The 19,623-nt window shown below is 64.7% G+C and carries 24 protein-coding genes and 1 pseudogene; 16 read left to right on the top strand and 9 right to left on the bottom strand.

What is annotated here, in order from left to right:
* Window positions 1-13 precede the first annotated feature (13 nt).
* Together AC1DV8_RS21410 and AC1DV8_RS21405 are read left to right on the top strand one after the other, a co-directional pair.
* Complete coding sequence (locus AC1DV8_RS21410) at window positions 14-385, top strand: TIGR02301 family protein (protein ID WP_477158837.1); 372 nt, start codon at window positions 14-16, stop codon at window positions 383-385.
* 147 nt (window positions 386-532) lie between these two features.
* The gene (locus AC1DV8_RS21405) at window positions 533-814 is read left to right on the top strand and encodes a hypothetical protein (protein ID WP_477151717.1); all 282 of its coding nucleotides are present in this window, start codon (window positions 533-535) and stop codon (window positions 812-814) included.
* Between the two features lie 3 nt (window positions 815-817).
* Here AC1DV8_RS21405 and AC1DV8_RS21400 read toward each other — a convergent pair whose 3' ends face one another.
* Window positions 818-2,140: a dihydroorotase gene (locus AC1DV8_RS21400; protein ID WP_477158836.1), complete on the bottom strand. Its 1,323-nt coding sequence runs from the start codon at window positions 2,138-2,140 to the stop codon at window positions 818-820.
* 45 nt (window positions 2,141-2,185) lie between these two features.
* Between AC1DV8_RS21400 and ygfZ the strand changes: the two genes are divergently transcribed.
* The 5 genes from ygfZ to AC1DV8_RS21375 all read left to right on the top strand — a co-directional run bounded on the left by ygfZ (window position 2,186) and on the right by AC1DV8_RS21375 (window position 5,207).
* Complete coding sequence (gene ygfZ / locus AC1DV8_RS21395; protein WP_477158835.1) at window positions 2,186-3,004, top strand: CAF17-like 4Fe-4S cluster assembly/insertion protein YgfZ; 819 nt, start codon at window positions 2,186-2,188, stop codon at window positions 3,002-3,004.
* 139 nt (window positions 3,005-3,143) lie between these two features.
* Window positions 3,144-3,551, top strand: coding sequence for a DoxX family protein (locus AC1DV8_RS21390; RefSeq protein ID WP_477151714.1), 408 nt, complete (start codon window positions 3,144-3,146; stop codon window positions 3,549-3,551).
* Window positions 3,552-3,634: 83 nt separating this feature from the next.
* Complete coding sequence (locus AC1DV8_RS21385; RefSeq protein WP_477151713.1) at window positions 3,635-4,246, top strand: hydrolase; 612 nt, start codon at window positions 3,635-3,637, stop codon at window positions 4,244-4,246.
* Window positions 4,247-4,334: 88 nt separating this feature from the next.
* On the top strand, window positions 4,335-4,856 hold the full coding sequence (locus AC1DV8_RS21380; protein ID WP_477158834.1) for a hypothetical protein: 522 nt from the start codon (window positions 4,335-4,337) through the stop codon (window positions 4,854-4,856).
* 99 nt (window positions 4,857-4,955) lie between these two features.
* Window positions 4,956-5,207 (top strand): hypothetical protein, encoded by a 252-nt coding sequence (locus AC1DV8_RS21375; RefSeq protein WP_477158833.1) that lies wholly within the window; start codon window positions 4,956-4,958, stop codon window positions 5,205-5,207.
* A gap of 3 nt (window positions 5,208-5,210) precedes the next feature.
* Here AC1DV8_RS21375 and AC1DV8_RS21370 read toward each other — a convergent pair whose 3' ends face one another.
* Window positions 5,211-6,416 (bottom strand): penicillin-binding protein activator, encoded by a 1,206-nt coding sequence (locus tag AC1DV8_RS21370; RefSeq protein WP_477151710.1) that lies wholly within the window; start codon window positions 6,414-6,416, stop codon window positions 5,211-5,213.
* Window positions 6,417-6,536: 120 nt separating this feature from the next.
* On the opposite strand from AC1DV8_RS21370, the gene rsmI reads away from it, so the two are divergent.
* From rsmI to gshB, 3 genes are read left to right on the top strand one after another with little or no spacing between them, the layout of a single operon-like run.
* A complete protein-coding gene (gene rsmI / locus AC1DV8_RS21365; RefSeq protein WP_477158832.1) occupies window positions 6,537-7,421 on the top strand; it encodes a 16S rRNA (cytidine(1402)-2'-O)-methyltransferase in 885 nt (294 codons plus the stop codon).
* Window positions 7,390-7,788: a YraN family protein gene (locus AC1DV8_RS21360; protein WP_477158831.1), complete on the top strand. Its 399-nt coding sequence runs from the start codon at window positions 7,390-7,392 to the stop codon at window positions 7,786-7,788. Before rsmI ends, AC1DV8_RS21360 begins: the two co-directional genes overlap by 32 nt.
* Window positions 7,789-7,797: 9 nt before the next feature.
* Complete coding sequence (gshB, locus tag AC1DV8_RS21355; protein ID WP_477158830.1) at window positions 7,798-8,742, top strand: glutathione synthase; 945 nt, start codon at window positions 7,798-7,800, stop codon at window positions 8,740-8,742.
* A gap of 260 nt (window positions 8,743-9,002) precedes the next feature.
* Here gshB and AC1DV8_RS21350 read toward each other — a convergent pair whose 3' ends face one another.
* The gene (locus AC1DV8_RS21350) at window positions 9,003-9,713 is read right to left on the bottom strand and encodes a DUF930 domain-containing protein (protein ID WP_477158829.1); all 711 of its coding nucleotides are present in this window, start codon (window positions 9,711-9,713) and stop codon (window positions 9,003-9,005) included.
* Window positions 9,714-9,828: 115 nt separating this feature from the next.
* On the opposite strand from AC1DV8_RS21350, the gene AC1DV8_RS21345 reads away from it, so the two are divergent.
* Both AC1DV8_RS21345 and AC1DV8_RS21340 read left to right on the top strand, forming a co-directional pair.
* Window positions 9,829-10,467 (top strand): MarC family protein, encoded by a 639-nt coding sequence (locus tag AC1DV8_RS21345; RefSeq protein WP_477151705.1) that lies wholly within the window; start codon window positions 9,829-9,831, stop codon window positions 10,465-10,467.
* Entirely contained in the window at window positions 10,460-10,867 is a 408-nt protein-coding gene (locus AC1DV8_RS21340) for a nuclear transport factor 2 family protein (RefSeq protein ID WP_477158828.1), read from the top strand. The genes AC1DV8_RS21345 and AC1DV8_RS21340 overlap by 8 nt, the downstream gene beginning before the upstream one ends.
* Before the next feature lie 284 nt (window positions 10,868-11,151).
* Here the strand turns inward: AC1DV8_RS21340 and AC1DV8_RS21335 are convergent, their stop codons facing one another.
* On the bottom strand, window positions 11,152-11,988 hold the full coding sequence (locus tag AC1DV8_RS21335) for a GH25 family lysozyme (protein WP_477151703.1): 837 nt from the start codon (window positions 11,986-11,988) through the stop codon (window positions 11,152-11,154).
* Between the two features lie 166 nt (window positions 11,989-12,154).
* On the opposite strand from AC1DV8_RS21335, the gene AC1DV8_RS21330 reads away from it, so the two are divergent.
* The 3 genes and pseudogenes from AC1DV8_RS21330 to AC1DV8_RS21320 all read left to right on the top strand — a co-directional run.
* Entirely contained in the window at window positions 12,155-13,126 is a 972-nt protein-coding gene (locus AC1DV8_RS21330; RefSeq protein ID WP_477158827.1) for a glycosyltransferase, read from the top strand.
* 16 nt (window positions 13,127-13,142) lie between these two features.
* Window positions 13,143-13,877: a glycosyltransferase family protein gene (locus AC1DV8_RS21325; RefSeq protein ID WP_477151701.1), complete on the top strand. Its 735-nt coding sequence runs from the start codon at window positions 13,143-13,145 to the stop codon at window positions 13,875-13,877.
* A 212-nt stretch (window positions 13,878-14,089) separates the two neighbouring features.
* Window positions 14,090-14,734, top strand: a pseudogene (locus AC1DV8_RS21320) (magnesium chelatase domain-containing protein); the annotation flags it as partial.
* Window positions 14,735-14,882: 148 nt separating this feature from the next.
* Here the strand turns inward: AC1DV8_RS21320 and AC1DV8_RS21315 are convergent.
* From AC1DV8_RS21315 to groES, 4 genes are all read right to left on the bottom strand, one after another.
* The gene (locus AC1DV8_RS21315; protein WP_477158826.1) at window positions 14,883-15,146 is read right to left on the bottom strand and encodes a hypothetical protein; all 264 of its coding nucleotides are present in this window, start codon (window positions 15,144-15,146) and stop codon (window positions 14,883-14,885) included.
* Between the two features lie 29 nt (window positions 15,147-15,175).
* Window positions 15,176-15,430, bottom strand: a complete 255-nt coding sequence (locus tag AC1DV8_RS21310) for a hypothetical protein (protein ID WP_477158825.1) — start codon at window positions 15,428-15,430, stop codon at window positions 15,176-15,178.
* Between the two features lie 167 nt (window positions 15,431-15,597).
* Window positions 15,598-17,223, bottom strand: coding sequence for a chaperonin GroEL (gene groL / locus AC1DV8_RS21305; RefSeq protein WP_477158824.1), 1,626 nt, complete (start codon window positions 17,221-17,223; stop codon window positions 15,598-15,600).
* A gap of 53 nt (window positions 17,224-17,276) precedes the next feature.
* The gene (gene groES, locus AC1DV8_RS21300; protein WP_477158823.1) at window positions 17,277-17,594 is read right to left on the bottom strand and encodes a co-chaperone GroES; all 318 of its coding nucleotides are present in this window, start codon (window positions 17,592-17,594) and stop codon (window positions 17,277-17,279) included.
* A gap of 195 nt (window positions 17,595-17,789) precedes the next feature.
* Here groES and AC1DV8_RS21295 point away from each other — a divergent pair, with 195 nt between their 5' ends.
* The gene (locus tag AC1DV8_RS21295) at window positions 17,790-18,101 is read left to right on the top strand and encodes a protein usg (RefSeq protein WP_477158822.1); all 312 of its coding nucleotides are present in this window, start codon (window positions 17,790-17,792) and stop codon (window positions 18,099-18,101) included.
* A gap of 227 nt (window positions 18,102-18,328) precedes the next feature.
* Here AC1DV8_RS21295 and AC1DV8_RS21290 read toward each other — a convergent pair whose 3' ends face one another.
* Window positions 18,329-19,279, bottom strand: a complete 951-nt coding sequence (locus AC1DV8_RS21290; RefSeq protein WP_477158821.1) for a LysR family transcriptional regulator — start codon at window positions 19,277-19,279, stop codon at window positions 18,329-18,331.
* Window positions 19,280-19,623 lie beyond the last annotated feature (344 nt).

Raw genomic sequence — 19,623 nt, 5'->3', positions numbered from 1 at the left:
TAAGGATGCGGGCATGCGCTTCCGCCCGCTTCGCCTTGCTCTTGTTGCCCTGCTGCTCGCGGCGGGACCGGCGCGGGCTATCGATCCGCCCTACCAGGCGGAGATGGAGCGGCTCTCGGAGATCCTCGGCAGCCTCTATTTCCTTGATCCGCTGTGCAAGCCCGCCGCCTCATCGGACTGGCGCGGCGAGATGGCCGACCTGATCGCGCTGGACGAGCCTGATGATGACCGCAAGCAACGGCTGACCGGCGCGTTCAACTCAGGCTACGAAGCCTACGCGCGGCTCTATCGCGTCTGCACCGTGTCGGCCCAGCAGGCGATGTCGCGGCTGCTGGTTGAGGCCGAAAAGACCGCCCGCGACATCCACTCGCGCTACGCCGAATAGCCCCGCACCCTCTCGCGCGTTCGAACCGGAAAAGTCTGCAACTTTTCCTGACGCGCTCTGCGGGTTAACAACAATTGCAGAGTGCATATTAACCTTTTGGAGACGTCTGAGGCGCGCCTCGCGGGCGGGCGTGCTACGGGCGATGTCATGAAACTCTCCAAGACCCTCAAGGGCGACAACGGCAGCATCGAACGTCTCGCCGAGGCCGAACGCGAAGAGCGCCAAGTGGCGCTCGAATACATCGCGGAAGCCTGGAACACCGCCGAGGACGACGGCGTCGCGACGCTGGCGCTGGCCCATGCCTCGCTGTTCGCTGCCATCACCTCGCTGGTCGAGCACCACGGAGAGACGGCGATCTCGGAGCTGATCGCGACGCTGCCCGATCGCATCCAGGCGGGCGAATACAGCCTCAGCCGCTCGCTGCAGTAAGCCTCAGAGCGCTTCCAGGAACCGCATCGGCTGCCCGACGCTCGGCGTCACCAGTTCGCCCTGCCACATCACCTTGTTGCCGCGGACGATCGTTCCCACCGGCCAGCCGGTGACCGTTACCCCATCATACGGCGTCCAGCCCGCGCGGCTCTTTACCCACTCATTGGTGATCGTCTCGCGCCGCTTCAGGTCCACCACCGTCAGGTCGGCGTCGTAGCCGACCGCGATGCGGCCCTTGTTGGCGATGCCGAACAGCCGGTTCGGGCCGTGGCTGGTCATGTCGACGAAGCGCTCGAGGGTCATGCGGCCGGCGTTGATATGGTCGAGCATGATCGGCACCAGCGTCTGCACCCCGGTCATGCCGGAATGGCTGGCCGGGTAAGCATGGTCCTTTTCCTCGCGGGTATGTGGCGCGTGGTCGGAGCCGAGCACGTCGGCGACGCCATTCGCCACCCCGGCCCAGATTCCCTCGCGATGCGCCTTGTCGCGCACCGGCGGGTTCATCTGCGCATAGGTCCCGAGCCGGGTGTAGGCCGTCTCGTCCAGCGTCAGGTGATGCGGCGTCACTTCGACGCTCGCCACGTCCTTGTGGGCGGCGAGGAACACCATCTCCTCGGCGGTCGAAATGTGGAGGATGTGCACGCGCTTGCCGGTTTTTCGCGCCAGGGCAACCAGCCGCCGCGTCGACAGCATCGCCGCCTCGGGATCGCGCCATACAGGGTGCGAGGAAGGATCGCCGGGCACGCGGAGGTGCTTGCGCTCTTCGAGCCGATACTCGTCCTCCGAGTGGAAAGCGGCGCGGCGCGAAATCGCGGAAAGGATCGCCTCGACACCGACATCGTCGGGCACCAGCAGCGAGCCGGTGGAGGAGCCCATGAACACCTTCACCCCGGCGCATCCGGGCAGGCGCTCCAGCTCCGGCAGCTGCGCCACGTTGTCGTGCGTGCCGCCGATGTAGAAGGCGAAGTCGCAGTGCATGCGGCGGGTGCCGAGGCGGATCTTTTCCTCGAAGGTCTCGCGCGTCGTGGTCAGCGGGTTGGCGTTGGGCATCTCGAACACGCCGGTCACGCCGCCCATCACCGCCGAAAGCGAACCCGATTCGAGGTCCTCCTTGTGCGTCAGCCCCGGCTCCCGGAAATGCACCTGCGTATCGATGACGCCGGGCAGCACGTGCAGCCCGGTGCAGTCGACCACCTCACCGGCCGAAGCCGCGCCAAGATTGCCCAGCGCGACGATGCGACCGTCATTGACCGCGATGTCCGTGCGGTGCACCCCGTCATGGTTCACCACCGTGCCGTTCTTGAAGATCGTCTCGTACTGCGCCATGTCTGTGGTCCGCCTGCCTTTCGGCGGGTGTAGCGGAACCATCCCATGCCCACAATCCTCCGTCCGTCCCGTGCCGCCTTCCGGTTCTCCGGGCCCGAGGCGCAGAAGCTGCTGTTCGACGTGGTGACCGGGCGCCTGCTCGCCCAACCCGGCCCCGCCGTGTGGTGGGCGCTGCTCTCGCCGCAGGGCAAGGTGCAGGCCGAGGGCTTGAGCGGCTGGGCCGAGGATGCCTTCTGGCTCGATGTGGACACCTCCGTCGCCGATGCCTTCCTCAAGAAGATGAAGCTCTATCGCCTCCGCGCCCAGGTGCAGATCGACGACCTGCGCGACACGCACGCCGTCGGCTGGAGCTTTGATGGCTGGACCGAGGGCGTGGTCCACGCCGATCCGCGCGGACTTGGTGAACGCGTGATCGCCGAGAAGTCCGCCACCACCGGCTGGTTGCCGCCGGACGACACTTTTGCCACGCATCGCATCAGCGCGGGCATCCCCGAAGAAGGTCCGGATTTTGGCATCGACCAGAACTTCGCCCACGATATCGGGCTCGACCTGCTCGATGGCATCGACTTCGTCAAAGGCTGCTACATCGGCCAGGAAGTGGTCAGCCGCATGAAGCACCGCGGCACCGCCCGCCGCCGCCCGGTGATCGTCTCCGGCATCGATGCGCCAGCCGGCACGTCCGTCATTGCCGGCGGCCGCGACGCCGGTTCGATCGGCGAAGTCGTCGATGGCCGCGCCGTCGCCATCCTCCGCCTCGACCGCGTCACCGATCCGGCCGCGGTGACGGTCGATGGCAAGCCGGTGACGGTTAGCCTTCCACCTTGGGCGACGTACCAGTTCGGGGACGTTTCGCCCGAGGAGTGAAGGCTGATCTCGCGACCGTGATCGCAACTCTTGACAGTATCGAGGCCTCGTCTATAACGTTATAGTTATAGAACGTTCTGGTTATGGATATCCGATCGCGATACCGTCCTGAGCGCCCGACATTGAAGGGAGACCCAAAATGCTTGATCGATTTTCCGCCTACGCGCCGCATGGGCTGGCAATCCTGCGCATTGTCACCGGCCTGCTGTTCGTCCACGCCGGACTCACCGTCGTCTTCAACTTCCCACCGCCGGTGCAGCCCTCGCCGCCCGAGATACAGACCTTGATGACTGTGGCCGGATGGCTGGAGCTCGTGGGTGGCCTGTTCATTCTCGTCGGCTGGCTGACCCGGCCGGTGGCCTTCGTGCTCTGCGGCTTCATGGCAGTCGCCTACTGGGGTTTCCATTTCCCGATGAGCCCGTTCCCGAACAACAATTTCGGCGTGTCGGCGATCCTCTACTGCTTCATCTTCCTCTATCTGGTCCTCGCCGGGCCGGGGACCTGGAGCGTCGACACGATGCGAGCCAGGGCCACCGCCGCCGCGTGATGGCCGCCTTGCCGACGAAGACCGGGTTTGGCGAATCAACCCCCGAAGACTAGCTTCCTCGGCTTCAAACACCGGGGGATTCCATGGCGCGAGGCAAGGAGCGGGCGTGGCAGCGTATGCTGTCGGGCAGACGGCTCGATATCCTCGATCCGTCACCGCTCGATGTCGAGCTATCCGACATCGCGCACGGCCTCGCTCGCGTCGCCCGTTGGAACGGCCAGACCATCGGCGACTACCCGTTTTCGGTGGCGCAGCATTCGGTGCTGGTGCTCGAACTCTATCGCGCGCTGAACCGCGATGCCGATCCGCGTGCCATGCTCTACGCCGTGCTGCACGATGCGCCCGAATACGTGATGGGCGACATCATCTCGCCGTTCAAGGCGGCGATGGGCGGCAACTACAAGGAGGTGGAGAACCGGCTGCTCGGCGCCGTCTACCTCCGCTTTTCCCTTCCCGCGACGCCCCCGGCGGCGCTGCAGAAGCAGATCAAGCGCGCCGATCGCGAGGCTGCCTTCCTCGAAGCCACCCATCTCGCCGGGTTCGAGCCCGAGGAAGCACGACGCTATTTCGGCGAGCCGAGCTTCCCGGTGTTCGAGTTCGAGCCGTTCGAGAAGCTGATCCGGCCCTGGCCCACCCGCGAGGCCTATGACCGCTTCGTCGAGGTGGTCGAAGAGCTCGCGGCCGCGCTTCCCTAGGTTAAATTTACCTTAATCGCTGTTCCATTTTGACACGCGTTTCGCCGGTATGGTTGATGGTTGGTTAACACCGACCGGAGAACGGCGAATGGATGCGACTCGCGCCATCATGTTTGGGGGAGCAATCGGACTCGGCGCTGCCGCTTTGCTGTCGCTGCCCAACATCCTGCCGCGCGCGGTCGCTGAGGAGGAGCCGATGCACACCTTGCTCAGCACACCCGACGAGGTGTGGCCGCCGGTCTTCGATCCCGACAAGCTGATGCGCTGGAGCTATTACGTGCAGCCCGGCGTCTCGATCGAGCCGGTTGCCGAGACGGTGGTTCGCAAGATCGCCTACGGGCACACCACCTTCGTCAGAGTCATGCAGACCGACAGCGGCGTCTACTCGACCGACGGACTGGCGAGTCCACACATTCAGTATCCAGGCATCATCAAGGAGCCCAAGCCGTCAGCGAAGGCCGGCGTCTGGTACTGGAACGACCGGCACTGGGTGGCGAGCGCCCCGCTTTCGGCCGGCTCGTTCGTATCGATCATCCCGTTTGAAGGCGGGAGCCTCGTGACCACCGAGGATGGGAACTGCGTCGTGGAGGCCAACGGCATCTACTGCTGAGCGGCAGCAGACTCTCTGAGCGACTAAACCATGAAAGCGATGGCAATGGCTGCCGTCCTGGTCCTCGTGGCGGGACCGGCGGTGGCGAGGGACGTCCGTATGCCTCCTGTACTCTTCGACCACGAGCCGATCCAGGACTACCGCGTACTCACTTCGGACCAGGCAACCATCAACCGCATGTGCGCCGATCACTTCGCTGCAGCGCGCCGCAGCGATCCCGACGCCCGTGTCGTAGGGTGCTCCCGCATCGGCGGCGACGTCATCTGGATCGTCAAGGGACTGAGCGCCGACACCCGCGGCAAGGTGTTGCGCCACGAGAAGGCCCACCTCAACGGCTGGTATCACAGCTAGGCGCTAGAGTTTCGCCCCTTCGGCGACGCTCGCGCCGCCGATCGACACCTGCTTGATCACCAGCGCGTATTCGCTCCGCCCATCGGGCAGGAAGCGGAACACTCCGTCGCGGCCGTTGAAGCCGGCCGGCAGCGTCAGCTGGGCACGGTCGTATTTCGGCGTGCCGTTGGCGAGTGTGCCGGCATTGGCGAGGATCGTCGCGGTGTAGGCGATAGTGGCGAACTTGTGCGGCGCCGAGCCGAACTTCGCCTGGTACTCGGGCAGCAGCGCGTTGTAGCCGGCGTCGTCGATAGCGGGGAAGATCGCCCCGGCCAGCGTCGTGGTGTTGAGGATCGAAGGATCGCCATCCCAGTCGGCCGAGCCGATCAGTTGCACCTTGCCCGGCGCGATACCGGCTTCGTTGAGAAGGTTCGCAAAGCTCGGCGCCGTCGCCCGGTCGGGGATGAACAGCGCATCGATCTGCCCGGCCTGCAGCATCGGCACCAGCTGCGTCACGACGGTGCGGGCTTCGGCTTCCGACGAGAAGTTGTAGACGGCGCGGGCATTCAGTCCGAGATCGGCGGTGGCCTGGCGGAACGCGCCTTCCTGGATGCGGCCGAAATCGGTGGTCGGGAACACACCCGCGAAGGCCTTCTTGCCGAGCTTCTTGGCATAGCCCATCGAGCGCTTCACTTCGCTCTCGGGCAGGATGTTGAGCAGGAACACGCCCGGCGAGGCGGCGCCCGAATTGTTGGAGAAGCCGATCACCGAAATACCAGCCGCCTTCGCCACCTGGCCCGCGGCGGTGACCTGATCGGCGCGCAGCGGCCCGAGGATCAGGCTGACGCCTTCGCTCAGCGCCTGGGTCGCGGCCTGTGCCGCGCCACTGGCCGTGCTGCCGGTGTCCTTCAACACTACGGTGATGTTCTCGCCGATATTGGGGTTGGTCTCGACAAAGCCGATGGCCAGCTCCGACGCATTGGCCATCGAGGTGCCGACTGCCGCCAGATTGGGATCGCCCGAAAGCGGCAGCAGCAGCGCCACCCGCACCGGACCCTTGCCGAAGGTCTTGCCGGTGGCGAGCGGCTGGTTCGCCCCGGCGGTCGTGCCGCCGCCCGGCCCGAAGTTGAAATTGCCCGGCGAACAGGCGGAGAGCAGCGCCGCAGCAGCAAGGCCGAGCCCGAGATACCTGAGCCCTGTCAGCGCGTTCGCGCCCGTTGCAATTCTCACTTGCCCTACCTTTATCAAGTCCCGCACTCTGCCGCGCGTGGCGCACCTTGAAAGGCGTCTATACAGAATCGGGCCCGGCTCATAAAGACCGAGCTTAACTTCGTGTTAATCGGAGGCGGCGTGGACGATCGGCCGAAGAGCTTCTTCATCGCCGGAACCGAGTTTCCCGCGGCCCCTCTGGCGGCCGGGCTCTACGTCGTCGCCACACCGATCGGCAACCTCAAGGACATCACGCTGCGGGCGCTCGAGACGCTGGCCGCGGCCGACCTGATCCTCTGCGAGGATACGCGTCACTCGGCAACGCTGCTCGATCACTACGGCATCCGCACCGCGCGTAAGTCGCTGCACGAGCACAACGAACGCGCCCGTATCGGCGAGGTGATCGCGAGCCTTCAGGCGGGCCGCGCGGTGGCGCAGATCTCCGACGCCGGCACGCCGCTTTTGTCCGATCCGGGCTTCCCGCTGGTCCGCGCCATGCGCGAAGCCGGACTGCCGGTGTTCGCCATTCCTGGGGCGTCGGCGCTGCTCGCGGCTCTGGCAAGCGCCGGCCTCCCCACCGACGCCTTCGGCTTCATCGGCTTCCTGCCCTCCAAGGCCGGAGCCCGCGCCAACGCGCTCGCAGCGCTCAAGGGGCGCGCCGACACGCTGGTGTTCTACGAGTCGCCCCGCCGTCTCGGCGATACGCTTGCCGCCATGGCTGAAGCACTGGGCCACCGGCCTGCCGCAGTAGCGCTCGAGCTCACCAAGCGGTTCGAGCGGGTCGAGCGCGGCACGCTCAGCGAACTCGCACGCCATTTTGGGGCCGGCGACACCAAGGGCGAGGCGGTGATCCTCGTCGGCGGCGCCGAGGGCGTGGTGGTCGAGGAGGCCGACTGGAAGGCAGCGCTCGAGGAGGCGCTGGTTGCGCAGCCGCTGCGCGCCGCCGTCGACGAGATCACCGCGCGCTACGCCCTCAAGCGCAAGGAGGTCTACGATGCGGCCCTCGCCCTCAAGGCCGAGGAATAACCAGACCCGCAGTGCCCGGCTCGGCGCCGAACTCCTCGGCCGCCGCGGCGAAGCGCTGGCTGCGTGGTACCTGCGGCTCAAGGGCTATCGCATCGTCGCGGCGCGCGTGAAGACACCGGTCGGCGAGATCGACCTTGTCGCCCGCCGCTTCGGGCTCACCGCCTTTATCGAAGTGAAGGCCCGGCAGGCCCGCTCGGAGGAGGCCATGGCCCTCGCTGCGGTCAATGCCAGCCGCATCTCCCGCGCCGCGCAGTACTATGTTGCGCGCCACCCGGCCCTCGCCGAAACGCCCCTCCGGTTCGATGTGATTTTCCTTGCGCCGCGCACGTGGCCGCGCCATGTCAAAGGCGCTTTCGACGCCAGCTAGGACCGCTTCATGTCCCTCAAAATCGCCGTGCAGATGGACCCCATCGCTTCGATCAATCCGGCGGGGGATTCGACCTTCGCCATGATGCTCGAGGCGCAGGCGCGCAAGCACAAGGTGGACTATTATGTGCCGCAGACCCTGGCGCTGCGCGACAACCACGTGTCGGCCGAGCTGGCCCCGATCACCGTGTTCGACAAGCCCAAGGGCGAGCACTACGCGCTGGGCGAGTTCGCACGGGCCGATCTCCAAGCCTACGACGTGGTGCTGATGCGGCAGGATCCGCCGTTCGACATGAACTACACCACGCTCACCCACCTGCTCGAGCGCATCCACCCCAAGACCTATGTGGTCAATCCGCCCGCTGCGGTGCGCAACGCGCCGGAGAAGATCCTCGTCACCGAGTTCCCCGAGCTGATGCCGCCGACGCTGGTGACGCGCGATCGCGGCCTGATCCGCGAGTTCCGCAAGGAACACGGCAACATCATCCTCAAGCCCCTCTACGGCAATGGCGGCGCCGGTGTGTTCCTGCTGCAGGAGGGCGACCAGAACCTCAACTCGCTGATCGAGCTGTTCGAGCAGAGCTTCCGCGAGCCCTTCATGGTGCAGAAGTACCTGCCGGATGTGCGCAAGGGCGACAAGCGCATCATCATCATCGATGGCGAGCCGGTGGCCGGCCTCAACCGCATCCCCGCCGATGGCGAGGCGCGCTCCAACATGCATGTTGGCGGCCGCCCGGAACTGTCCCCGCTGACCGAGCGGGAGCGCGAAATCTGCGCCACCATCGGGCCGGCATTGAAGGAGCGCGACATGATCTTCGTCGGTATCGATGTGATCGGCGACTACCTCACCGAGATCAACGTCACGTCGCCCACCGGCATCCGCGAAATCAAGCGTTTCGGCGGGCCGGATATCGCCGTGATGATTTGGGACGCGATCGAGAAGCGGCGGAGCTAGGCGCGGTGCAACCGCTCGCATCGCTTGTCGGCGCTGCGAGCTTTCATCGCCGTCGCTCGCTCCCATGGCTCCCGAGCCATCGACGACTTCGCGGCCGGCACCTGGCCGAATGGCCGGCCAAGGCCGTTCGGTCTCCGGACCTGAACATCGCCATTGTTGCCGTGACGGCCGGCGCCCCATTCGAGGCCCCGAACCAGCTTGTCGAAACCATCCTGAACGACAGTTAGGTGCTCGCGCGAGCCGTGCCCCATCCGGCCCGATCAGTCGTCGTCGTCCTCTGCCGCCGTGAGATAATGCGCGTCCCACAGCTCGTGCGGGATAAACTCACCCACCGAAAACTCAAACTGCTCGACTGCTGAGTGGTCGGCAGCGGCCGTACAACTGAACCGCACCTCATACCACTCGCGCCGGCTGCGGAAAGCGCCTCCATCGGCGATCAGCGCGCCGTCGCGCACCGCCATGTCGGCCATCGCATAAGCGACGACGGTGTCCGGATCGAATTCCGGCCGGGCGCGGCGGATCTGCTCGATTGCTTCGATACTGCACAGCTGCACCACGCGCTCGCTGCCATCGAGCGTCTTCATCGTCTCGCGCAGGTTCGCACTCGCCGGCTCGGCCAGCAGGCTTCCGGCATAGAAATCGGTGGCGCGGATGGTGCCGCCAGATGCGGCCTTCGGGATGGGGGCGGGCGCATCGGCTGCCGGCGCCGCGGCGGTGGATGGTGCGGTGGGAGTGGGCTCCACCGCGACTGGTGGGGGTTCGGGCGGCCGTGTCAGTGCCGCGAACTGCGCTGCCGTGATCATCTCGACGGCAATGCTGCGCGGCATCACCGGTCGCAATCGCTGTATGTTCGGCCCGATCAGCAACAGCGCTAGCAGCGCGCCATGCAGGCCGAACGACGCCAGCGTCCCCCACAGCGGTCGCGGCTGAGGCAGCACATCGATCGGCGATGCGTCGAGGGTAATGGTCATGGCAGCCGCTGTTCAGTCGGGCGGCTTTGCGGCTGATTTGCGGAGGTCTTGCGCGCCCAGGTGAAATCCTTCGCGCCCTCTCGCCTTTCGGCCCGGCCTCGGCCATTGTCCCGCCATGCCCGTCGATACGCTTCTCCTCGCCCTGACCACGTTCTTCGCCACCCTTGGGCCCGCGGATCTGCTGGTCGTCTACGCGGCGCTGACACAGAAGAACACCCAGGCTGAGCGGCGCTCGATGGCGCTGCGCGGCACCGTCATCGCCGGCGTGATCCTCCTGTTCTTCGCGGTATTCGGCGAGGTGCTGCTGCGCTTGTTCGGCATCACGTTGCCGGCGCTGCGCATCGCCGGTGGCATCCTCTTGCTGCTGATCTCGATCGACATGGTGTTCGCCCGCCACTCGGGCGGCACCGGCACGACGCCGGAGGAAGAAAACGAAGCGCAGCACCGCTCCGATATCTCGGTGTTCCCGCTGGCGACGCCGCTGCTCGCCGGTCCCGGCGCCATCAGCGCGGTGATCCTTCTGACCACCGGCACCGGCGGCGGCTTCAATCTTGCCTGGTTCATCGTGGTCGTGGCGCTACTGGCGATCCTGCTGCTCTGCTACCTGGTGATGCTCGTTGCTATCCCGATCCAGCGGCTGCTCGGCATTACCGGCCTCGCCGTGGTCAGCCGCGTCGTCGGGGTGCTGCTCGCGGCGCTCGCCGTGCAGTTCCTGCTGGATGGGGTAAAGCAGAGCGGTGTGCTCGGTGGCTGATCTCGGCGTTACGCCGGAGCAGGCGGTTGCCTGGCTCGCGCTTTACCAGCAGGCGTGGGTGACGCAGGACACCGAGCTGATCGTCTCGCTGTTCGTGCCTGACGGGCTCTATCACGAGACCCGCTTCAGGCCACCCTTCACCGGCCATGCCGGTATCCGCGCCTACTGGGACACCGATGTCGTCGCGCGGCAGCGTGACATCGAATTCTCGTTCAGCCTGTGGGCGGTGGATGGACCGATGGCCTATGCCCACTGGCACGCCGCTTTCACCGATCTGAAGAAGGGCGTGCATCGCGAGGTCGATGGCGTCTTCCGTCTCACCTTTGCAGCGCCGGGCGGCCCAGCGGGCCTGCTCTGCGGCGTGCTCGATGAGTGGTGGAACATCACCCCGGCGCCTTGATCAAATAGCGAAGGGCCGCAGCGATGCCACGGCCCTTGAACAATGATCGATCAGCCCGATTACTTCTTTTTCGCCGGGGCGGCAGTGGCGGGGGTCATCCCGGCCGTCGCCAGCACTTTCGGCTTTTCCTTCTTGGGCTTCTTGGCTTCCTTGTTGGATTTCAGCTGACCCTTGGCCATAGCGTATCCCCTTCCATTGTTTCGTGCCGACTCCGCCGGCAAATCACTACGTGAGGCTAGAACCAAGGCGAAATACTGACAAGGCCGCCAAGCACTCACGCACCGTTACTTGTGGCTTTGGCAGCGTCCCTGCGGGCCCAGCCGGTCGACAGTACGCGGGTCGCAACCGGTGAGCAGGAACGTCACCCAGTCGCCCTCGCTGCCGTAGAACGCGTTGCGGTCGACCTCGGTGCGCACGCCCGACATCGTGCCGGTCTGCGTCCACTGCCAGAACAGCCACGGCTCGTCGCCATACTTGGTGTGGGGTTCGGCGGCAGTCGAGCGCAACCAGAACGAGGAATCGAAGTGCTCGCCGGCGAGGATGTCGCTGTAGAAGTTCATGTCGGTATAGATGATCGGCACCTTGCCGGTGTGCCGCTCCATCTCGGCGAGCATTACGCGAACCTTCTCCAGCACGTCCTCGCGGTTGAACTTGTTCTTGCAGCTCGAGTGGTTGTTCCACTCGAGATCGAGCACCGGCGGCAGCGCGTCCGGATCGTTCGGCACCATGCGCTTGAACCACGCGGCCTGCTGCGAGGCGAGGCTGCACCAGGTCATGAAATGATAGGCGCCACGCGCCAGGCCGGCCGCCTGGGCGCCGCGCCAGTTATCGTAGAAATTGGGGTCGATATAGTCCTTGCCCTCGGTCGACTTGATGTAGACGAAGTGCACCCCGCCACCCCGCGCCGCGTTGAAATCGACGCGGCCCTGGTAGCGCGCCACATCCAGCCCCTGGATCGGCAGGCCCCAGGCCCGTCGCACCCCGTCATGCGGATCGTTGTCGCCGGGGATGCCGCGATAGTCATGCGTAGGCGAGCGCCCGCAGGCGGCAAGCAGCAGGGTTAGCCCGACCAGCAGCAGGGATTTGGCGAACGGAAACGCGGGGCGGGCGGCGGCAAGCATGCTGGTCGTCTGGCTTTCGGACAGAGATCGGAAGCCTTTGAATCAACATGGCGCGCTTAACGAAACCTTGCGCTAACCCTTTGTTATTCCAGCATGGTTAACGCGGGACTCGCGCTGCGCCGGACAGTTTGATAGCTTCTGATGGCAATCGGTCGGGGGGCCAAAATTGCCATCAACTGCTTCAATCGTGATCGAGTGGGAAAACGCGCTGCTGTCCGATGTCGACCGGGCACGCCAGATGCTGTCGAGGCTCGGTGAGCAAGCCAGGGACTACGCCCGGTCGCACAACACCCGGTTCGAGCTGCTCGTCGCCTATGATCCGGGCGAGATCGACGTCGCCGTGCCGCGCTCAACCGTCGATCAAGAACTCGACCCGGCAAACTGGCCCGGCGATATCCGCTACATCGCAGCCCCCGGGTTGCATTATTTCGAGCAGAAGAACCTTGGCGCGGCCTCGGCCACCGCCGATACGGTCGTCTTCCTCGATAGCGACGTCATCCCGGATGCCGGCTGGCTCGGCCACATGCTGGGGGCGGTGGATCGGGATGACGTGCAGGTGGTCGGCGGCCACACCTACCTTGCAAGGGACACGCTGCTCGACCGCCTGTTCTCGGGCTTCTGGTTCTTCGAACCCAACCCCAAGCACACCGGCGTCAGCCCGACCGGACATTTCTACGCCAACAACGTCGCCTTCAAGCGCGAGATCCTCGAGCGCTACGGCTTCCGCCGCGCCGGCAGCTATCGCGGGCAATGCGTCGAGCTGGCGGGCCGTCTCAAGGCCGACGGCATACAGATCTGGCGGGCGGCCGATGCGACTGTCAGCCACCCTGCGCCCGAAGGACTGCGGCATGCGTTCATCCGTGCCGTCTGCCAGGGCTACGACAATGTCTACTGGCGGCGGCACAAGCGACCGCTGGGCTGGCTGCACGCCAGCCCGCTCGGCGGCGCCGTACGGCTGGTGCGTACCATCGGCAGGAACGGGCAGACGATCGCGTCACGTGCCCGCCCGCTGGGTCTCGATCCGCTCACGGCAAGCGGCTCGTTCGTTTTTGGAGCTGGCTACGCGCTGGTGATCTACGGCGCCGAAATCGTCGCCTACTTCGCGCCGGGGCTGATCAGAAATCACGTTCAGATGTAGGCCGGCGGAAGTGCACATGTCCGACCAGGGATTTCTCTACTGCGCCAGGGGCGACCGTTGGCTCATCGAAGCCGAACGCTCCGCGGCAAGCATCAAGGCGGTGATGCCTCAGGCTGCAGTGGCGATTGTTGCCGACAAGCCCATGCCGCAGCACTTGTTCGACATCCAGATCGCGCCGCCCCCAGGCATGCACGTCAAGTCGCTCAAGATGTGGGCAATGCGACACAGTCCGTTCGCCCGAACGGTGTTCATTGACACCGACACCTTCGTCTGCGATCCGGTCCCCGAGTTGTTCACGATCCTCGATCGCTTCCCGCTGGCGGCGGCCGTAACGCCCTTCTGGACCGTCGAGCTGCAGCAGCGGGGCGGAGTGTCGGACGATGACGGCATCCCGATATCGTTCCCCAAGCTGAATTCCGGATTGGTGGCGCTGCGCAAGGATGCCGAAACCGATGCTTTCCTCGATTTCTGGTCAGCGCGGCATACCGAGACAGGCCTCAAGCAGGATCAGCAGCCGTTCCGCCACGCGCTCTACCACACCGATATCCGCTTCGCAGTGCTGCCCATGGCCTACAATTATCGGCTGCCTTATCCGGGCGCGATCGGCGGCGGCGTCAAGATCCTGCACGGACGTGTTCCAGACATGGCCGGGCTGGCGAAGCGCGTCAACCGAACCTCCAAATGGCGGATCACCGCGCCGCTCAACCGGGTGGCCCGGCAGATCTGGTACGGCGTCGATCGCACACAATAGCCGGAGCGGCAACGTGGCATGGATACAGTCGAGCCCAGGTCTCGCTCCCGCGGTGAGCTTATCCGGCATCGGCGCTACGTGCTGAGCAGGACGACGGCAAGCTGAATGCGCCGGCGGTTATTGTTGTTCCGATGTGCTGTTCCCGTAATGTTCTTGCACCATCCGTAATTCTCCTGATAGCGTTCGGCGTGGGGATAGTTGGGGGCGTAGTGATGGTCACGCGGGTCGCGACCGTAGCGTTTCAGGGTATCGAGGCGGTGCCGGTTGACGTCCAGGTGCAGATCGCGCCGGGGCTTCCGAACTTCTTTCTCGTCGGTTTGCCTGACAAGGCGGTGAAGGAATCCGGCGAGCGGGTGCGCGCCGCGCTTTATGCTTCCGGCCTCAGCCTGCCGCCCAAACGCATTACCGTGAATCTCGCGCCGGCCGATCTCCCCAAGGAGGGCAGCCACTACGACCTGCCGATCGCGCTCGGGCTGATGGCGGCCATCGGCGCCATCCCGTCCGACGCGCTGGAGGGTTATCTGGCGCTGGGTGAACTCGGCCTAGATGGCCGGCTGGCGCCGACCGCCGGGGTGCTGCCTGCGGCGATCGCCGCGCTGTCGCGCGACATGGGCATCATCTGTGCTGAAAGCGCGGGGCCCGAGGCGGCGTGGGCAGGCGACGACCTGGAAATCGTCGCGCCGCAGACGCTCCTGGCGCTGGTCAACCACCTCGGCGGCTTCCAGCTTTGCACCCGGCCGGTGCCGCGGCGGCAAACCGACGCAACAGGTCTCCCGGACCTGTCCGAAGTCCGCGGCCAGGAAGTCGCCCGCCGCGCCCTCGAAGTGGCGGCGGCCGGTGGCCATAACCTGCTGATGTTGTAGACCATTAATTTTGTGCCGGTGGTGGGACCGTTCGACGAACCCACGAGGGTGTTGACTCCGCTCTCCGACGGCCACTATACCGACCGTTATTCGTCATGAGTCCCGGCTTTGAGCCGGCAGTGTTTTCCCTAACGATCGCCGCTCAACGCAATTTCGCGGTGCGGCCGAAAGGTAAGACATGACGGAAACGTTCAACCCTATCCATAACCCTGATCAGCCGCACTTCGGCGAAGTCGGGCTTCATCTCGCGGAAAATCAGTTCCGGCGCCGAGGCTTCGACCGACAGCTGCTGAATGACCGGTCTTACCGCCTCACCGCTACTCTCCACTCGGCCGATATCGGCCGCCTGTATCAGCGGTGCCAGCCCAAGCTCGCATCGCCGGCTGGCTGGGTCGAGATGGACCAACTAGCCTCTACAACATCGTTTGCCGGCGGTCAGAGTATGCCGCACCCGGCTACGAGTACCGCCGACCGTTGCTGATTGCTGCCACCAAACGGGTGATCGACTCCGATGATGGCGAGATGGTCCATCTCGATGGCGTTCTGATGTTCGGCAACGGCAACGCCGATCGGCTGGCTTACATGGTCGACACCCTGGTTGGGGAACACCCGCAGCACCGCAGCACGCTGATCACCGAGCTGTCGGCTACAGCTATCGGCAATGTTGGTAGCTTGGGCGACGCTATCCACGAGGTCATCGCGCCGCCATCCGGCAGGCGGAAGCCGCCGCCGATGTCGGCTTTGGGCTCAAGAGCGGTCAATCGTCAGAGGCCGCGTTGCGCCAGAAGCGGACGCCTGAGGCCACCAGGACTTTGCATAGTAAAAGAAAGGGCCGGTCGAAACCGGCCCTTCGCAACTCAGAAGTCCATGCCGCCGGGCGCTGCCGGCAGCGGAGCGTCCTTCTTCGGCTTCTCAGCGATCATCGCTTCCGTGGTGATCAGCAGTCCCGCGACCGAAGCCGCATCCTCGATTGCGACGCGCACAACCTTGGCGGGATCGATGACACCCCACTTATAGAGGTCGCCGTACTCACCGGTCTGGGCGTTCCAGCCATGGGCGTAGTCGGTGCTTTCCAGCAGCTTGCCCACGATAACGGAACCGTCCTCGCCGGCATTGAGCGCGATCTGCTTGGCTGGCCACTGGATGGCCCGCCGCACAATATCGACACCCGTGCGCTGGTCGGCATTGTCGGGCTTCAGCCCTTCGAGGGCCTTTGCCGCGCGCAACAGGGCGACGCCGCCACCCGGCAGAACGCCTTCTTCCACAGCGGCCCGGGTTGCGTGCATGGCGTCGTCGACGCGGTCCTTCTTCTCCTTCACCTCGACTTCGGTGGAACCGCCAACGCGGATCACGGCGACGCCGCCGGCGAGCTTGGCCAACCGTTCCTGCAGCTTCTCGCGGTCGTAGTCGGAGCTGGTGTCCTCGATCTGAGCCTTGATCTGCGCGACCCGGCCCTGGATGTCGGCCTTTGAGCCGGCGCCATCGACGATGGTGGTGTTCTCCTTCTCGATGGTCACCTTCCGGGCGGTACCGAGCATTTCAAGCGTGACGTTCTCGAGCTTGATGCCGAGGTCCTCGGAGATGACATTGCCACCGGTGAGAATGGCGATGTCTTCGAGCATGGCCTTGCGCCGATCGCCAAAGCCTGGAGCCTTCACGGCCGCGATCTTCAGCCCGCCCCGCAGCTTGTTGACGACCAGCGTTGCGAGTGCTTCGCCTTCCACGTCCTCAGCGACGATCAGGAGGGGCTTGCCAGTCTGCACGATGGCTTCGAGTACCGGCAGCATCGGCTGCAGGTTCGAGAGCTTCTTTTCGTGCAGCAGGATGTACGGGTCCTCGAGTTCGACCCGCATCTTGTCGGGGTTGGTCACGAAGTAGGGCGAGAGGTAGCCACGGTCGAACTGCATACCTTCGACGACGTCGAGTTCGGTCTCGGCGGTCTTGGCTTCTTCGACGGTGATGACGCCTTCGTTGCCCACCTTCTGCATGGCCTCGGCGATCATCTTGCCGATGGCAGTCTCACCATTGGCCGAAATAGTACCGACCTGGGCGATCTCGTCGTTCGACGTGATCTTGCGGGCATTCTTCTTGAGCTCGTCGACGACAGTGCCGACGGCGAGATCGATGCCGCGCTTGAGGTCCATCGGGTTCATGCCCGCAGCCACCGCCTTGGCACCTTCCTTGACGATGGCCTGGGCGAGTACGGTCGCGGTAGTCGTGCCATCGCCGGCGAGGTCATTCTGCTTGCTGGCGACTTCGCGCAACATCTGCGCGCCCATGTTTTCGAACTTGTCGGAGAGTTCGATTTCCTTGGCGACGGTCACGCCGTCCTTGGTGATTCGCGGAGCACCGAAGCTCTTTTCGATCACGACATTGCGGCCCTTCGGGCCAAGTGTGACCTTCACCGCGTCGGCAAGTGTATCGACGCCCTTCAGCATCCGGTCGCGGGCATCGAGGGAGAACTTGACTTCTTTAGCAGCCATTTGTCGTCACTCCTTGAGACGTAACGAGATTTGACTCTGGGTGGACGAAGGCCTCAGGCGGCCTTCTTGACTTCAGCGACGGGCTCGATGACGCCCATGATGTCGCTTTCCTTCATGATCAGGAGCTCTTCGCCATCGAGCTTGACCTCGGTGCCGCTCCACTTTCCGAAAAGCACCCGATCTCCGGGCTTGAGTTCGATGGCGATCAGCTGACCGCGCTCGTCGCGGGCACCAGGCCCGACGGCGACGACCTCGCCCTCCTGCGGCTTTTCCTTGGCGGTGTCCGGAATGATGATACCCCCGGCGGTCTTCTGCTCCGCGTCGATGCGCTTGACCACGACACGGTCATGCAAGGGACGGAACTTCGTCAAAGCTTCCTCCATTGAGATGCAACGATGTGAGTGTCGCCCGGACGCGCCCGCGCCCAGGCAAAAATGAACTAGGAGCGGAGATTCTTGCCTTCAAGAGGCTCGGATCAGTTTTTTTGAGGTCCGGCTACCGGCTTGAAATCAAAGCTGATCGACATCAGTCTGGAGCCCGCAAGCTAGCTCCAGGAGGTTCTTTGAATGTCCGGGTTCCGCGATACGGAGGCTAATGTCGGCTACGGGCTCACCACGGCGCAGATCGTCTATCGGATGCCGGACCATCGGTCCCTATTTCAGGATTTCATCTGGCAACACTACGACACCTACCCTGAGTTTCCCGTGCTCGCCGGGTTTCTGGCGTTCTGGGTGGAGCGGATCGAAGGACCTATCCACTCGGTCACCGTCGCCCATGCGCGACTGCTTTCGGCCCGTCGATTTCATCGCGTTGAAACGCCCTTTGAACTGAGGCGAATGCTGCCCAAGGGAGGCGCGCAGCAAAACCTGACTGAGTAGGCGGCTCCCAGTTATTGCGCGTCGGCAAGAAGGCTCCGCTCGTCGTCGGCGTACAACCTTCGCCCGTGGAGCGAGACCATTCCGTGACGTGGGTATTGTTCTAAGGCCCGCAGGCGCCATTGGCGGTGTACGGGTGTCCGCTTTGCGCCACAAGCGGTCGCTGAGAAAGCTGTCGGGCGCCGGCTCTGCACATCTGTAGGGCGAGGGCTGGAATCGCCTAGCAACGGTCACACGACGACAGTTTCCATCACGAGCTGCTCGATGCGGCCGACGAGCCAGGCGAGTCCGGCATCCATCAGCGCTACGCGCGGCACGACCAGGCTCACCTGGCTGGGCCGCCCATGGTCGAACGGCAGGGGTGCACTGGCCAGCCCGAGGCGATCGGAGAGACTCGCGACCAGTCGCTTGGGCATGGAGCCGATGAGATCCGACTCCGCGATCGTAGCCAGCGCCACGACGAAAAGCGGTACGGTAAGTTGCACACGGCGTGACCGCCCGAGCGATGCCAGAACTTCGCCGGTGTAGCTCGCGGGGTCGGCGCGACCCGAGACGACGACGTGGTTGGCGGCGCAATAGGCGTCGAGCGTGGGCTCTGCAAGGAACGGATGCCCCTTGCGCGCAACGACGACGAATTCGTCGGTGTAGAGCGGTCGCGCCACGAAGCGCGACGGCACCTCACCAAAGGTGACCGCGGCGATATCGACGCGCCGGGCGTCCAGTTCCTCGAACACCGGATCCCACGGCCGCAGCTGTGCGGGGTCGGGCATGAGCTGGCGTGTGCCAATATCGATGCCCGGCCCCTTGGCCGCGAGGTCGGCGAGCAGCATCGGCAGCGGCACGATGGCGCTGCCGTCCGGCGACCCTATGATGAAACGGCGTCGTGAAGTCAGGGGATCGAACGGCTCGGCCGTGGCCATGACGCGTCGTACGCGCGCCAGGATATCGGCCACCGGCTCAGCCAAAGCCAGCGCCCGCTCGGTGGCGACGACACCCTTCGGCGTCTTCAGGAACAACGGATCGTTGAGCTGCGAACGCAGCCGGCCGAGCCCGTGACTGACCGCCGAGGGCGACAGATTGAGGCGAAGAGCAGCTCGCCCCACGTTGAGTTCATCGAGAACGACCTCGAAAAGCACCAGCAGGTTCAGATCGATACGAGATAGATCAATTTCGTGCAGCATAATGCTGAAATCATATCACTGGCTTCAGTATACGGCAATCTGGCAATCAGACGACCGCGGGTTGGGCGATCAACTGGAATCTATCGAATGTACAAGAACCTGATGCTTATCGGCGATCGCATAGCGACGCGAGACTATGTCTCCCGTCCCGACGCCGCCGCTCCCAAGCGGCCTCGCCGCCCTGCACGCAAGCTATCCAAGCTGGAAGCGCTCGCAGACGTGGAATTGTTCCTCCGCAACGGAGGGTTCTCAGGATGATGGCCTTCCGCCAAGCGCTCGCGCTGAGAAAAACCCCCGCGGACGTCGCCACCCGGCCATACCCGGATATTCCTGGTGACGCGGCC

The sequence above is a fragment of the Devosia sp. P3_B2 genome (genome assembly GCF_056402875.1).
The sequence above is the reverse complement of the archived record's forward strand: the minus strand, read 5'-3'. Positions and strand labels throughout refer to the sequence as shown.